This is a genomic window from Rhodococcus sp. BP22 (assembly GCF_014281965.1).
GTDB lineage: Bacteria > Actinomycetota > Actinomycetes > Mycobacteriales > Mycobacteriaceae > Rhodococcoides.
The window spans coordinates 1-15,612 of the sequence record NZ_JACFTB010000012.1; the positions used below are offsets into that span (position 1 = coordinate 1).

General features: G+C 62.0%; 12 protein-coding genes. 6 read left to right on the top strand and 6 right to left on the bottom strand.

Annotation, left to right across the window (positions count from 1 at the left end; genetic code table 11):
* Positions 1-225: 225 nt before the first annotated feature.
* On the bottom strand, positions 226-1,794 hold the full coding sequence (locus tag H2510_RS20140) for an adenylate/guanylate cyclase domain-containing protein (protein ID WP_186630061.1): 1,569 nt from the start codon (positions 1,792-1,794) through the stop codon (positions 226-228).
* Between the two features lie 42 nt (positions 1,795-1,836).
* On the opposite strand from H2510_RS20140, the gene nucS reads away from it, so the two are divergent.
* Positions 1,837-2,508, top strand: coding sequence for an endonuclease NucS (gene nucS, locus H2510_RS20145; protein ID WP_186630062.1), 672 nt, complete (start codon positions 1,837-1,839; stop codon positions 2,506-2,508).
* A 47-nt stretch (positions 2,509-2,555) separates the two neighbouring features.
* Entirely contained in the window at positions 2,556-2,873 is a 318-nt protein-coding gene (locus tag H2510_RS21005; RefSeq protein WP_084345097.1) for an ATP/GTP-binding protein, read from the top strand.
* A gap of 15 nt (positions 2,874-2,888) precedes the next feature.
* Here the strand turns inward: H2510_RS21005 and H2510_RS20150 are convergent, their stop codons facing one another.
* Positions 2,889-3,824, bottom strand: coding sequence for a hypothetical protein (locus tag H2510_RS20150; protein ID WP_261393091.1), 936 nt, complete (start codon positions 3,822-3,824; stop codon positions 2,889-2,891).
* Positions 3,825-3,869: 45 nt separating this feature from the next.
* Positions 3,870-4,349: a methylmalonyl-CoA epimerase gene (gene mce, locus H2510_RS20155; protein ID WP_186630063.1), complete on the bottom strand. Its 480-nt coding sequence runs from the start codon at positions 4,347-4,349 to the stop codon at positions 3,870-3,872.
* A gap of 95 nt (positions 4,350-4,444) precedes the next feature.
* Here mce and H2510_RS20160 point away from each other — a divergent pair, with 95 nt between their 5' ends.
* The 3 genes from H2510_RS20160 to H2510_RS20170 all read left to right on the top strand — a co-directional run bounded on the left by H2510_RS20160 (position 4,445) and on the right by H2510_RS20170 (position 7,113).
* Positions 4,445-5,635 (top strand): acetyl-CoA C-acetyltransferase, encoded by a 1,191-nt coding sequence (locus H2510_RS20160; protein ID WP_186630064.1) that lies wholly within the window; start codon positions 4,445-4,447, stop codon positions 5,633-5,635.
* A 103-nt stretch (positions 5,636-5,738) separates the two neighbouring features.
* Complete coding sequence (locus H2510_RS20165; RefSeq protein ID WP_186630065.1) at positions 5,739-6,107, top strand: DUF3817 domain-containing protein; 369 nt, start codon at positions 5,739-5,741, stop codon at positions 6,105-6,107.
* A gap of 112 nt (positions 6,108-6,219) precedes the next feature.
* The gene (locus H2510_RS20170) at positions 6,220-7,113 is read left to right on the top strand and encodes a tetratricopeptide repeat protein (RefSeq protein WP_186630093.1); all 894 of its coding nucleotides are present in this window, start codon (positions 6,220-6,222) and stop codon (positions 7,111-7,113) included.
* Between the two features lie 18 nt (positions 7,114-7,131).
* Here H2510_RS20170 and H2510_RS20175 read toward each other — a convergent pair whose 3' ends face one another.
* Genes H2510_RS20175 through H2510_RS20185 form a run of 3 tightly spaced genes read right to left on the bottom strand, consistent with a single transcriptional unit; the run spans position 7,132 to position 12,812 of the window.
* The gene (locus H2510_RS20175) at positions 7,132-8,586 is read right to left on the bottom strand and encodes a metallopeptidase (protein ID WP_186630066.1); all 1,455 of its coding nucleotides are present in this window, start codon (positions 8,584-8,586) and stop codon (positions 7,132-7,134) included.
* Entirely contained in the window at positions 8,587-10,791 is a 2,205-nt protein-coding gene (glgB, locus tag H2510_RS20180) for a 1,4-alpha-glucan branching protein GlgB (RefSeq protein ID WP_186630067.1), read from the bottom strand.
* 11 nt (positions 10,792-10,802) lie between these two features.
* Positions 10,803-12,812, bottom strand: coding sequence for a maltotransferase domain-containing protein (locus tag H2510_RS20185; RefSeq protein ID WP_186630068.1), 2,010 nt, complete (start codon positions 12,810-12,812; stop codon positions 10,803-10,805).
* Between the two features lie 218 nt (positions 12,813-13,030).
* On the opposite strand from H2510_RS20185, the gene glgP reads away from it, so the two are divergent.
* Positions 13,031-15,610, top strand: coding sequence for an alpha-glucan family phosphorylase (gene glgP, locus H2510_RS20190; protein ID WP_186630069.1), 2,580 nt, complete (start codon positions 13,031-13,033; stop codon positions 15,608-15,610).
* Positions 15,611-15,612: the final 2 nt, after the last annotated feature.

Consider the following 15,612-nt stretch of genomic DNA (forward strand, 5'->3'; position numbering starts at 1 on the left):
CATCTGATCGTATGAATGGACCATTCAAGCGGTCGGTGGGGACACCATTGAAGCGGTCGGTGGGCGCACTATCGACACTGTTGCTGCCGTCGACACTGTTGCTGCCGTCGACACTGTTGCTGCCGCCGACACTGCTTCGATGGCGCACCGAAGCTATCTGATCGTATGAATGGACCATTGAAGCGATAAGTGTGATGGCGTAGCAACACTCACACCCCGCGAGCCCTAACCCGACTCGGCCGCCTGCTTCGGGCTGGCGAGGACGGTGTGAACGGATCGTCCACGCAGTGTCACGCTGTCGCCGAGCTCCCAGAGCGACGCTTCTGCCTGCGAGGCGACGTCGACTGTTGCCTTGGATGCGAGGATGGCACCAGGAGCGTTCTTGGCAAGTTCGGACAATCTGGCAGCTTCGTTGACCGGGTCACCGATGACGGTGTATTCGAAGCGTGATTTCGCTCCCACGTTGCCTGCTACGGCACGGCCGGATGCAACGCCCACTGCTGCACTGCATTCGGGGACTTCGTCGAGCAGTCGGGCACTGATCTTTCGGGCCGCCGCTAGCGCGGAGCCGCAATGGTCGGGCAATTCGCCGGGTGCACCGAAGATCGCGAGGGCGGCGTCGCCCTCGAATTTGTTGATGAAGCCACCGTGGTCGTCGACCTCGTCGACGACGACCGCGAAGAAGCGGTTGAGAAGGTCGACGACCTCTTTCGGGGGACTGGATGCGGCAAGCTCCGTCGAGCCGACCAGATCTATGAAGAACACCGCGATGTCGCGCTCTTCACCGCCCAGCTCCGAGGTCTTACTGAGAGCAGCCTCGGCGACTTCCTGTCCGACATGGCGCCCGAAGAGGTCGCGAATCTTCTCACGCTCGCGGATTCCGTCTGCCATTCTGTTGAATCCGCTTTGTAGCTCACCCAATTCGGTTCCGTCGTACACAGCTAAATGAACCTCGAGGTTGCCGCGTTCGACTTCTGCCATCCCGGATCTGACGTTGCTGATAGGTGCGGTTGTAGCAAATCCTCCGAGAAGCGTCAGGAAGAACCCGAAGACCAGTGTGATTCCGCCGAGCGCAAGGATCGCGACTGCCAATTGATCCGATGCGGTGTAGTACTGCGGGATGAAACTGAAGATCGCGATGATCATCAGACCCGCCACTGGCACACCGGTTCCGAGGATCCAGGACAGGATGGATCGGCCCATCACTCCGGCGATCCGAATCCGACGTGGATCGCCGGCCTCGAGTGCGCGGGCGGCAGCGGGGCGCAATGCGAATTCGCTCAACAGATAGCTGAAGGCGCAGACAACTGTTCCGCCTGCGCCAATAGTGAATGCCACCTTGGGAATCGATTGAGGATCGATGATGCCGTCGATGGTGGTGATCAGAATCAAGCCAACTGTCCACAGGAGGATCTGCAGGCGGGTCAACTGCCACGGCATCGACAACGTGTTGACCTGTTCTCGGCGTGTCGGCGAACGGTCCTCGGCGGCCCATCGGAGTGCTCGAAGTGCTCTTGTCGTTCCCCAGAGCACCCCGACGACGAATGCCAGTAAGACATAGACCGGAACGACTACGAAGTTGACCCACCAGTACTTGTCTACAACGAGAACATCGGGCCCGGGAACGACGACACTGACCAAAGTGACGACGATGACGGCACCGATCAGATTTGCGCCGAGCAGGAACGTAGTCAGGAGCAGTTGGACACGTATACGACGGCGACGGGGTGATTCGGATATGTCGCCGAGTAGGCGGGATCCGAGAGGCGCGACGGATCGTCTCGGTTGCGGCATGGTGGTCATAGACTAGCGGGCGCTCTGGCTTAGGGTGGGCGAGTGCGTCTCGTAATTGCTCGTTGCCAAGTGGACTATGTCGGCCGCCTCACTGCCCATCTTCCCCCTGCTCGTCGGCTTCTACTAGTGAAGTCCGACGGCTCGGTGAGTGTGCATGCGGACGATCGCGCGTACAAACCGTTGAACTGGATGAGCCCGCCGTGTTGGATGGCCGAGACGACCGAGGACGAAACAATCAAGTGGGTCGTGACGAACAAGGCCGGCGAGGAACTTCGAATCACGATCGACGAGGTCGAGCTCGACTCGAGTCATGAGCTTGGTATCGATCCTGGCTTGGTGAAGGACGGGGTCGAGTCCCACCTTCAGGAGTTGCTCGCCGAGCATGTCGAGACACTCGGTACCGGATACACGCTTGTGCGTCGCGAATACATGACGGCCATAGGGCCGGTTGATCTTCTTTGCCGCAATGCTGACGGCGGAACTGTGGCAGTGGAGATCAAGCGTCGTGGCGAAATCGACGGGGTCGAGCAGTTGACACGCTATCTGGAACTGTTGAATCGGGATCCGGTGCTGTCGCCGGTGAGTGGAGTGTTCGCGGCGCAAGTGATCAAGCCTCAAGCCAAAACACTGGCCGTCGACCGAGGAATCCGATGCGTGACGCTCGACTACGACGTACTGCGAGGGACCGAAAGCACCGAGTTTCGGCTGTTCTGAATCGTGTGCCGTCGCAGTCGCTCGAGCGTTTCTCTTACACTCGTACTGTGCCTCGACGGAACCACGACCGCAAAGCGGTCCGCAAGAAAGCAGCAGGATCTCCGGATTCGCTTCTCGGCGGCGCCCGGGTAGAGGGCGGACCGGCCGGATGGTCCGATGAGGAATTCACTTTTCGGACGGTGCCCGGGAACAGAGCTACGAAGACGTATCGCTGTCCAGGCTGTGATCACGAGGTGCGGCCGGGGGTCGCGCACGTGGTGGCGTGGCCGTCGGACGACCTGGGAGGCCCAGAGGACCGACGACATTGGCACACAGGGTGTTGGTCTGGCAGGGGAACGAGGGGCCTGACCAGGCGCTGGTCGTAGCCAGCGCCCGGTAAATCAAGAAGACGTGGAAGCCTTTTCCTTCCCGAGATCGACCGCGTCGTCCTTGGACTTCGTCGAAGCGGCAGGCTCGGCTGCGTCGAGCAATTCGCTCTCGCGGTTGACCGAAGCGAGCATTGCGGGCACGGAGTCGAGTTGGCCACGAATGCCGAGGAGCTGGGCGAGCACTCGGCTGCGCAGTACTCGGAGTTCCTCGGCCAGTTCCTTCGAGTGCGCGATCCGTCGTTCGGCCTGTTCGGTCGCGGCCTGCAGTCGGCGGGTCGATTCTTTCGTGGCTTCCTCGATGCGGTGTGCAGCGTCGGCCTTGCTCGATGCTTCTAGGTCTTCGAGAGCCGCGAGGATCTTGGTGCGGCGATCGGCCATCGTGATTTCGAAATCCTCTTGAACCTTGGCGCGCTTGGCCTCGGACTCGGCGGCGAGCTGATCGCGCTCGGACTGCGCTGCCTCCACCACGCGCGCTGCCTCGGTACGCGCCTGAGCCATCGTCTGCTCGTGCTCGGTTTCCAGCGCGGAACGACGCTCCTCCAACTCCGCTACGAGTGATTCGTGACGGCCGCGTAGACGTGCGCTCTCTTGCTCGGCGACCGAGACCATCTCCTCGGCTTCCGCGTGCGCCTTGGCCCGAACTTCCGAGGCCTCGTCGGATGCGAGTCGGAGCATCCGTGAGATCCGGTCACTCATTCCCTCGGCAGTAGTAGGAGGCACCGACAGTCGGTCGATGTCCTTGCGCAGTTCGTCGATCTCGTCCCGAGCGTCATCGAGTTGTTTGGCCAGGTCGCGGGCTTGGGCTGCAGCGGCATCGCGATCGGCGGTCGTCAGCCGAAGCTCGGCGTCGAACCGCTCGAAGTAGTTGGTGACTTCGTCGCGATCGAATCCTTTTCGGACGATCGAAAAAGGAAGTTGCACCCCGGTGCGATCTTGCTCGTTTGCCATGGCGGTCAACTTACCTTTGCCACGTTTTAAGGGCCATACGGTGGGTCAATGAACTGATTTCTCGGATGGTTCCACCAATTCGATGAGTACGCCACCTGCATCTTTCGGGTGGATGAAATTGATGCGCGAATCTGCGGTGCCGCGGCGAGGTGCGTCGTAGAGCAGTCGAACTCCACGACTGCGCAGTTCGTCGGAGATTTCCTCGATGCTGGTGACCCGGTATGCCAGTTGCTGCAGGCCGGGTCCGCTACGTCCGATGAACTTGGCGATGGTCGACTCCTCGTTCAGCGGTGCGAGCAACTGAAGGGCGGCCGACGCCGACGTGGCACCGGGAAAGGACAGCATGGCTTCGCGGACGCCCTGCTCCTCGTTGACTTCTTCGTGCGTTGCCACCATTCCGAGGTGTTCGGTGTACCAGGCAATGGCGACATCGAGGTCCGGCACAGCGACGCCGACGTGGTCGATAGCCGTCACCAGGTCGGATCGGAGTGGGGCACCCGTGGGAGACTGCGTGGTGGAGGTCATGCAGTCGACGTTAGCGTCAGCCGGATCGAATCGCTCACTGGGGCTGTTGTAGAGATCGACGACTCACTTTTCGTGCAATTGGTTGGAGGAACATAGTGACCACTTCTGTCATCATCGCCGGGGCTCGCACACCGGTAGGCAAGCTGTCCGGGGCGTTGAAGGATCTGTCCGGTTCGGACCTCGGCGGTATCGCGATAAAGGGTGCGCTCGAGAAGGCCGGTGTCGCGCCGGAACTCGTCGAGTACGTCATCATGGGCCAGGTTCTCACTGCAGGTGCAGGTCAGATCCCTGCTCGCCAGGCCGCTGTTGCCGCCGGCATCCCGATGGATGTGCCTGCGCTGACCATCAACAAGGTGTGCCTTTCCGGGGTCGACGCGATCGCACTCGCTGATCAGCTGATCCGGGCAGGCGAGTTCGAGGTCGTCGTTGCCGGTGGTCAGGAGTCGATGACCCAGGCGCCGCACATGCTCGAAAAGTCTCGCGCGGGCTACAAGTACGGCGATGTGACGATGCGTGATCATCTGGCCTACGACGGCCTGTACGACATCTTCACCGATCAGGCGATGGGTGGACTCACCGAATCACGCAACGAAGGCGCCAGTGCCAGCACTCGTGAGGAACAGGACGCATTCGCGGCCGCATCTCATCAGCGCGCTGCTGCGGCATGGAAGAACGGGATCTTCGACGACGAGGTCGTTCCGGTCAGCATCCCGCAGCGCAAAGGCGACCCGATTGTGGTATCCCAGGACGAAGGCATCCGCGCCGATACGACTATCGATACTCTCGCCAAGCTTCGGCCGGCGTTCAGTAAGACCGGCACGATCACGGCTGGCAATGCCTCGACCATCAACGACGGTGCTGCAGCTGTGATCGTCATGAGCCGTGACAAGGCAGAGAGTCTTGGGCTGACGTGGATTGCTGAGATCGGTGCGCACGGTGTCGTCGCAGGCCCGGATTCCTCGCTGCAGAGCCAGCCCGCTCGGGCGATCGCCAAGGCGTGCGCCAAAGAAGGGATCGACCCGAAGGATCTCGATCTGATCGAGATCAACGAGGCTTTCGCTGCGGTAGGTATCGCATCCACACGTGAACTCGGAATCGACGATGCCAAGGTCAACGTCAACGGTGGGGCAATTGCTATCGGGCACCCACTGGGAATGTCCGGTGCACGTATCGCGCTACATCTCGCACTAGAGCTCGGACGTCGCGGTGGAGGAATCGGCGCGGCAGCATTGTGCGGTGGCGGCGGACAGGGCGATGCTCTGATCGTTCGAGTACCGAAGCCCTGACGTTCGCTCTGGTCTCACTTCGCGCTCGCTGCTTCTGCTCGGGCGTCGAAGTGAGACCAGACCCACTACGCTCTGTCGTAGTCGATCGGGCACAATGGGGCGCATGCTGACCTTCTTCGACCTGCGCACCACGGCCAAGCGATTCCGATTTTTCGCAGTCCTCGAGGCGTTCACGTGGCTGGGTCTCCTGGTAGGAATGGCCTTCAAGTGGCTGCCTGCCGACGGCCCCGAGATCGGTGTCAAAATTTTCGGTCCGATTCACGGCGCAGTGTTCGTGATCTACGTCCTGATCTCGATATTGACAGCAGTCAAACTTCGCTGGGATATCTTGACCAGTGTGCTCGCGCTTCTTGCCAGCATTCCGCCATTCGGTACCGTCGTCTTCGAGATCTGGGCCACGCGAACAGGTCGTCTCGCCGAGCTGAGCACCCCCGAACCTGCTCTTGCCAAGGGTGCAGTCACGCCCTCGTAGTCCCCGCGAGTCCCAGCAGTAGTGAGTCTTCACCGTTAGTGACAAACTGTAGGGCGTGACTCGTCCCGGTTCTCGCTCTTCAGCCCGTCCGCCAACTGCCGTCCCGGCATCCATCGCAGGGGCCGTCGACCTCTCCGCTCTGAAGGATCGTCCGGCTCCGCCGCCTGCTGCTGGAAGCGACGACTCTCCAGCAGGATTGGCTCCTATCGTCGACGTGACGACTGCCAACTTCGAGGCGGAGGTCCTGCAGCGGTCTTCGCAGGTCCCGGTGATCGTGGATCTCGGATCGGCTCGATCTCCGCAGTCTGCTGCGTTGACTCGACAGCTGGGTCAGCTGGCGCTCGAGGCGGGCGGTGCTTGGGTGCATGCGCGTGTGGATGTAGACAGCAACCCTCAGATCGCGCAAGCGTTCGGCGTCAAGGCCATTCCGACAGTCATTGCGGTAGCAGCTGGGCAGCCGCTCGCTGATTTCGAGGGCTCGCAGCCCGATGAGCAGCTTCGGAAATGGCTCGAGGCTGTCGAGCAGGCGACGGCGGGCAAGCTCACCGGCCCGCCCAACTCGGGCAACGACGCCGGCGAGGACGAGTCCGAGCCGGAGGATCCGCGTTTCGTTGCAGCCGAGGAGGCAATCGACGAGGGCGACTTCGTTGCTGCCGAAGCTGCGTATCAGGCGATCATCGACGCCGAGCCGTCGAACACGGAGGCGCTTGCTGCGCTGCGCCAGGTGCGCTTTCTCGCACGAGTCCAACACGTTGATGTCGACGCCGTGGAACGCGCAGACGCGACGCCGTCCGACGTAACGGCTCAAATCGAAGCTGCTGACGTAGAGCTGTCTCAGCAGAAACCCGAAGCTGCGTTCGCACGGCTCATTGCCGGCATCAAGAAGACAGCAGGTGACGAGCGCACGCAACTGCGGACGCGGTTACTCGAACTCTTCGAGTTGTTCGATGCCGCGGACCCGATCGTGGTGGCCGCCCGTCGAAAGCTGGCTTCTGCGCTGTACTGATTTTCGGCCCTGTGCTGGTCAGCGGTAGCGGGTGTTGCACTGCTCGCGTCCGCCCAGTACACCCGACCGGAATGCGTCGACGCGAGAGAAGCCGCTGGGAAGCGTCACTCCATCGATATCGCTGGCGGTCAATCCGTCGCTCAGCAGGCCGGAGACGGCCTCGTCGAGGTCGCCAGGGGAGAGCCACACTTCCAGTTCGGAAGTGCTGGTTCTGTTCTCGGCGCTCAGGCCTGCGGTGATGACGCCGGCCAAGCAGGCCGATCGCAACGCAGTCTGCGGGTTGTCGAGCGGTTGGCCTGCCTCGTTCTGGACAGCAAGCGTGTAGCGCGAAGCGAACAGTACATATGCGCTGTAGTCGCCGGATACGTTGAGCGGAACGACGTCTCCGCGCCGTGGACGCTCGGCTGTACCGCGTTCGGCGAGTGCGTCGACGTCCACGCCGATGGTGTTGGTCGAGGCGCAGTACGACACCGGCTCGGTCGAGGTGTCGTCCGGGCAATCGGTGTCCGACCCGGCATAGGTGACGGTGGGTGGGTTCTGCAGTGTCAGCAGGCTTTCGAACGACCTGACGAATGCCTCCAGCGTCTCCACGGTGACCGGCAGCTCGCCGTCGTCGGCGGCGTTGCTGAACTGCTGGGGGAGGTCCGCTCGGCGTGATTCGATCTCGGCTTCGTCGATCTCGGTACAGGCCGCCGCCCCGTCGGTGAATCCGATCTGAACTGCGGTGACGCGTTCGAAGGCGGTGCCGTGGACCGAATCCGGATCGTTGGGATCGACGTCGCGGACTGCAACGGTTGCGGCGAGGACGCCGTTGAGGCCGTCGGAGGTGTTGATGGTGAAATGTACCGAATCCCCTTCGGCGACATGCCGAATGAAGGCACCGGCGAAGCAGTCCGCCTGCTGCTCGGCGACGATCGTCGGGGTGTCCTCGCCGATCAGACCGGATTGATACTGCACTGCATGGCCGTATTCGTGTGCGATGACCATGACGACCGACATCGGACCGAAGGCGTCGATCAATGCGGGCAACAGAATTGTTCGATCCCAGCCGATGGTGTCGTCGCGTGAGCAGTATGCAGCGTTGGGAACCCCGCCGGTTCGGTCCCCGCAGAATCTGATGCCCTCATCCTCGTCTTCGCCTGCATCCCAAGAGATGAGTTCCGACACAGGGGTGAAGGTGCCCTTGAACAGTCCCGGGTAGGTCTGTACCCAGTACCGCTGGATGTCGTCTATGGCGTCAGTGGCGAGAATGTCGGAATCCGTGCCCTCGGCATTGAGCACCTCGAGTGTCGAGTTCGGGGCTCCCGGACGCGGCCCGCTCGGCCCATCCGTGACCGGTAAACCAGCCACGGTGAAAGGGTTGTCGTAGATCGACACTGCCCGGCCATCGATCGAGGAACCACAGCCACTCACTGCCATCATCGTGATCACGGCGGTCATCCACAGTGTGTGTCGGGTACGACCGCCACTCATTCAACGCTCCAGTTTTATCCAAATCGCGCCGTGGGCGGGAAGCGCCACCTGTGCAGACGACGGTCGACCATGCCACGAGTGCGATGTTGCGGTTACTTCTCCGAGATTGCCGACCCCCGAACCGCCGTAGGACTCCGCGTCCGTATTGAGAATCTCGATCCAGCGACCAGGCTCCGGTAGTCCGACACGATAGTCGCCATGTACGACTCCCGAGAAGTTGAAGATACACGCGACAACAGATCCGTCTGCGCCGTAGCGCAAGAAACTGAGCACGTTGTTCTCGGTGTCGTTGGCATCGATCCACGAATACCCACTGGGGGACGTATCCAGAGTCCAGAGAGCAGAATTCGCCCGGTAGACGGAGTTGAGGTCACTGACCAAGTTCAGTACCCCGCGGTGCAAACCGTCGTCGTTTTGGTCGTCGAGTTGGTACCAGTCGAGCCCGCGCTCCTCGGACCACTCGCGGGTCTGACCGAATTCCTGACCCATGAAGAGCAACTGCTTGCCGGGGTGCGCCCACATGTACGCCAGCAGCCCGCGCATTCCGGCAGCCTTCGTGAAGTTGTCCCCGGGCATACGTGACCACAACGTGCCTTTGCCGTGGACGACCTCGTCGTGACTGATCGGCAAAAGGTAATTCTCACTCCACGCGTACACCAACGAGAACGTGATCTCGTGATGGTGAAAGCTGCGGTGAATCGGATCGCGTCCGAGGAAGTCGAGCGTGTCGTGCATCCAGCCCATGTTCCACTTCATGTTGAAGCCGAGGCCACCGACACTGGTCGGACGGGTGACGCCGGGCCACGCAGTGGACTCTTCGGCGACGGTGACGACGCCCCGGTGCTTCTTGTGCACTGTCGCGTTCATTTCCTGCAGAAACGACACCGCTTCGAGGTTCTCGCGGCCGCCGTAGATGTTCGGCGTCCACCCACCCTCGGGGCGGGAGTAGTCGAGGTAAATCATGGATGCGACGGCGTCGACGCGCAGTCCGTCGATGTGGAACTCGTCGAGCCAGTACAGCGCGTTGGCGACCAAGAAGTTCCGTACCTCGCGCCGACCGAAGTCGAAGACCAGCGTGCCCCAGTCGAGTTGCTCGCCGCGTTGAGGATCCCCGTGCTCGTAGAGCGGGCCGCCGTCGAAGCGGGCCAATGCCCACTCGTCCTTCGGGAAGTGAGCGGGCACCCAGTCGACGAGGACGCCGATGCCTGCCTCGTGCAGGTGATCGACGAAGAAGCGGAAATCGTCGGGGCTGCCGAACCGTGAGGTCGGGGCGTAGTAGGACGTAACTTGGTAGCCCCACGATCCACCGAACGGGTGCTCGGCGACCGGCAACAACTCGACGTGGGTGAATCCGGTTTCGAGCATGTACTCGGCCAGTTGCACAGCCAATTGACGATAGTCGAGGCCAGGACGCCAGGAGGCCAAGTGCACTTCGTAGACGCTCATCGGTGCCCGAGTCGGCTCGATCTCCGCGCGTGCTTCGAGCCAGTCGTCGTCGGACCACTCGAACGTGGAGCCGGCGACGATCGATCCGGTGGCAGGTGGAATCTCGGTAGCGAATGCCATCGGATCGGCCTTGTCACGCACAACGCCATCGGACCCGTGGACGCGATATTTGTAGATGGTTCCAGGTCCGACATCGGGAACGAACAGCTCCCAGACACCGGTGGATCCGAGCGCACGCATAGGCCAACTCTGGCCCGACCACCCGTCGAAACTTCCGACTACGGTCACGCCCGCTGCAGCCGGCGCCCACACTGCGAACGAGGTGCCGCTGACGTCGCCGTCGGGGGTGGTGTAATTCTGCTCGTGGGCACCGAGGATGTCCCACAGTCGCTCGTGCCTACCCTCGCCGAACAGGTGGAGGTCCAGCTCTCCCAGCGTGGGGAGGAACCGATATCCGTCGGCGGATTCGACGGTGTATCCGCCGGGCCAGGTGACGACGAGTCGGTAGTCCATCAAATCGGTGAACGGTACGACGACGCTGAACACGCCGTGCGCAACATGAGTCAACGGATGGTCGACGCCGCCGATGCGCGCGACAACCGACTCCGCGTTCGGCTTGAGCGCGCGGATGGCCGTTCCACCGGGCACTGGGTGAGCGCCGAGCACCGAGTGCGGATCGTAATGTGTGCCTTGGGCGAGCAAATCGAGATCATTGCTGCTCGGTGAGGCAATATCGGTTGTCGTCGGGTTGTCGGTCACGATTTTCCCACTCACTTCCGGTTGCCGCGGTATGCCAGTTCGAGCCGTGCCGGATACGGAATCGGCGGTAGCGCCAATATGTGCGCCACTGACTTCCACGGTTCCAATCTGACGAAATTGGTCTGTCCCCAATTGAATTGTTGGCCACTGACTTCGTCGGTGACGGTGAGGCTGTCATGCCAGTCGTGTCCGAGCTCAGGCATGTCCAACCAGATGGTGCCTTCTTCCGGTCCGAACGGATCGAGGTTGATCACCACGAGTACCGAGTCGCCGGTGACCGGATCGAACTTCGAATAGGCGATCAGCGCGTCGTTGTCGACATGGTGAAAATGGATGTTGCGCAACTGTTGTAGAGCCGGGTGCGCCCGCCTGATCGAGTTCAGCGTCGCCAGCCACGGCTCCAATGATTCGCCTCGGGCCAGTGCGCCTTCGAAGTCTCGGGGACGGAGTTGGTACTTCTCCGAATCGAGATACTCCTCGCTGCCCGGACGCACGGCTTGGTGCTCGAACAATTCGTAACCCGAGTACACACCCCACGTTGGCGACAGGGTTGCCGCCAGCGCAGCACGAAGCGCGAACATTCCGGGTCCGCCGGTCTGGAGGCTTTCGTGAAGTATGTCCGGGGTGTTGACGAACAGATTCGGCCGCGCATCGTCTGCGCGTCGGGCATGCTCCTCGGCGAACTCGGTGAGCTCCCACTTGGCAACCCGCCACGTGAAGTACGTGTAGGACTGAGTGAAGCCGCGCTTGGCCAACCCGTACATCCGTGCAGGCCTGGTGAAAGCCTCGGCGAGGAACAGCACCTCCGGATGAGACTTCTTGATCTCGGCGATGAGCCATTCCCAGAAATCTGGTGGCTTGGTATGTGGATTGTCCACTCGGAAGATTTTGACTCCCAGTGCAATCCAATGTCGAGTGACGCGCAGAACCTCGTTGTAGATGCCGCGGCGATCGTTGTCGAAGTTGACCGGATAGATGTCCTGGTACTTCTTGGGGGGATTTTCGGCGTACGCGATCGTGCCGTCGGGAAGCACCGTGAACCACTCCGGATGGGTCGCTGCCCACGGGTGGTCCGGAGCTGCCTGAAGTGCCAAATCGAGTGCGACCTCGAGATCGAGTGCATTGGCAGCTTCGACGAACGCCCGAAAGTCCTCTTCGGTACCGAGTTCGGGATGGATCGCGTCGTGCCCGCCGTCTTTGGAACCGATGGCCCACGGCGAACCGACGTCGTGCGGCGCCGGGGTCAGCGTGTTGTTCGGGCCTTTCCGATTGATCTCGCCGATCGGATGGATCGGCGGAAGGTAGACGACATCGAACCCCATGCCGGCAATGCGGGGTAGTTGCTCGATGGATGTGGCGAACGTGCCGTGACGCGGTGTGCCATCTTCGTTCCATCCACCTGTCGACCGGGGAAAGAACTCGTACCAGGCGCCGTTGAGCGCGCGATTGCGGTCCACCCAGACGTTGATGGCGGGGGAACGCGTCACCAGTTCGCGCAGGGGGTACTCGTGCAGAAGATCTGCCACTGCCGGTGTGAATGCCGACGCGACGCGAGCCGGAAGCTGACGGTCGGTGTCGCGCAGCGCAGTGACGACGTCAGCGAGAAGCGCTCGTTCCTCGCTGGGCACGCCTTTGGCAGCGCGCTCGAAAACCCGTGCACCGATTTCCAAGTCGTTGGCCAACTCGGTGGCGCTCTGACCCACACCCAGTTTGGCTTCGATTGCATGCTTCCACGTCGCGACGGGATCGCTCCACGCCTCGATTCGGCAGATCCAATAACCGGGGGCGCTCGGAGTGAAGAGTGCGTCGAACGTGTCGGGTTCGCTGCCCGGGGTCATGGTGATGCGTAGTGGGGTCCGGACTCCGGGGCCACGAACGGCGAGTGTTGCGGCCACCGCGTCGTGACCTTCTCTCCACACATCCGCCGAAACCGGAAATGCTTCGCCTACCACCGCTTTCGCGGGGTATTTTCCGGTGCTCGTGTCTGGAAGGACATTGTCGATACCGAGTCGACCTGTCACTTCACACTCCGTTCTTCGCTCCGTTCGGCCGGTCGCATCGGGTGCGGCGGCCGACTAACTGATGGTCGGCGTGCTCTCGTGAACAACCGTAGTGCAGACGGCGACGCTGTGCCTGTGTCAGCGGCCTCCGTCGGCGATTTTCGGTCGTCCGTCGGTCGTTCCCCGCCGGTAGCACCGACGAATCCCATGAGACCGACAAGGTGGGTATGGTTCGTTTCGTGAAAGCCTTGCGTCGGTTCACTGTCCGAGCCCATCTACCCGAGAGTCTGAATGCCCTAGCGGAGCTTTCGACAAACCTCCGCTGGTCGTGGCACCCACCTACTCAACAACTCTTCGAGGAGATCGACCCCGCGCTCTGGGTCGAACTCGAACGCGATCCCATCGCTCTGCTCGGAGCGGTCGCGCCGAAGCGTCTGGAAGAACTTGCAGACGATCCGACTTTCGTCGACCGCCTTGCAGTAGTGTCCGGCGACCTGTCGGACTACCTGACTCGTCCACTCTGGTTCCAGAAGAAGCAGCGCACCGATTCTTCGCTGCCCACCGGCATCGGTTACTTCTCGATGGAGTTCGGTGTCAGCGAGGTCCTGCCCAACTACTCGGGCGGACTCGGCATCCTTGCGGGCGACCATCTCAAAGCTGCATCCGACTTGGGTTTGCCGTTGATCGGAGTCGGCCTTCTCTACCGATCCGGATACTTCCGGCAGTCCTTGACCGCCGACGGATGGCAGTCCGAGCGCTACCCATCGCTCGATCCGCAGGGCTTGCCCTTGCGTCTGCTCACCGACTCGTCGGATGCCCCGGTCCTCATTCACGTGTCGATGCCGGGAGAGCGGGTCCTGCGAGCTCGGGTATGGATCGCGCAGGTCGGACGCGTCCCATTGCTGTTGCTGGACTCCGATATCGCGGACAACGATCCGGAACTTCGAGGCGTGACCGATCGCCTGTACGGCGGAGACCAGGATCACCGCATCAAGCAGGAGATTCTGGCCGGAATCGGCGGGGTACGTGCCATTCGTGCGTACACGCACGCGCACGGCCTGCCGGACCCCGAGGTGTTCCACATGAACGAGGGGCACGCAGGGTTCCTCGGTGCCGAACGCATCCGCGAACTCGTCACCGGCAAAGGATTGGACTTCGACTCCGCCCTCGCATCGGTGCGAGCAGGAACCGTGTTCACCACCCACACGCCGGTGCCTGCCGGTATCGACCGGTTTCCGGCCGATCTGGTCCGGCACTACTTCGGCAGCGACGCCTCCGCCGACTCGGCCCTGCTGCCAGGTTTGCCGATGGACCGCATTCTGGCTCTGGGCGGTGAGCCCGATCGGTCGGTGTTCAACATGGCACATATGGGCCTTCGTCTGGGCCAACGCGCCAACGGTGTCTCGAAGCTGCACGGGATAGTCAGCCGGGGCATGTTCAACGATCTGTGGCGTGGATTCGATGTATCGGAGGTACCGATCGGCTCGGTCACCAATGGTGTTCACGCACCCACCTGGGCCGCGCGCGAGTGGATGGAGCTGGCAAACGAAACCGTCGGTGCCGATGCGCTCGAGGAAGCACGCGGCTGGGAACAGTTGCAGAACGTCCCGTCCGAAAAACTGTGGTCGACGCGAAACGATCTTCGGGGTCAACTCGTCGACGAAGTTCGCCGTCGTGTGCATCGATCATGTTTGGAGCGAGGCTCGACCGAGGCTGAACTTGGTTGGACCTCAGGGGTTTTCGACCCGAACGTGTTGACGGTCGGGTTCGCGAGACGAGTGCCGACGTACAAGCGGCTGACGTTGATGTTGCGCGAACCGGAACGGCTGAAGAGGCTTCTGCTCGATCCGGACCGTCCAGTGCAATTGGTCGTTGCCGGAAAGTCCCATCCCGCGGACGACGGTGGCAAGGCACTCATCCAGCAGATAGTTCGGTTCGCCGATGCTGCAGATGTTCGCCATCGCATCGTGTTCCTACCGGACTACGACATGTCGATGGCTCGATACCTCTACTGGGGCTGCGATGTCTGGCTCAACAACCCACTTCGCCCACTCGAAGCCTGCGGAACCTCGGGCATGAAGTCCGCGTTGAACGGCGGTCTGAACCTGTCCATCCGCGACGGATGGTGGGACGAGATGTACGACGGCGAGAATGGTTGGGCCATACCGACTGCCGACGGGGTGACGGACGAGAGCCGCCGCGACGACCTCGAAGCCTCGGCGCTCTACGAGTTGCTGGAGCAGTCGGTGTTGCCCAAATTCTACGACCGCACCGACGGTGTGCCGACTCGCTGGATCGAGATGGTTCGCCACACCCTCGAGCATCTGGGGCCGAAGGTACTGGCGTCGAGGATGGTTCGTGACTACACGCTCGGTTACTACGCACCGGCTGCGACGGCGGCACGCACAGTAGACCGCGACGCGTACGCCGGCGCGAAGGACGTCGCAGCGTACCGCCGACGGGTCGAGGACGCCTGGCATTCCGTCGAGGTCGTCCAGGTCGACAGTGAAGGCCTGCCCGACACCCCGGTCATCGGCGCGAAGCTCACCTTGCGGGCGTACGTCCGGCTCGGAGGCCTTTCGCCGTCGGACGTCGTCGTTCAGGCTGTGCTCGGCCGGGTCACCGACGACGAGGATCTCATCGACACCAGAACTGTGGCTATGACGCATTCAGGAACGGACTCGCTCGGGGAGGTCTTCGAGACCGATACCGCTCTGCCGGTCAGCGGGGCAGTCGGTTACACCGTGCGAGTGCTGCCGCACCATCCACTGTTGGCCGGTGATGCCGAATTGGGTCTGGTGAAATCGCCGAATCCGTAACC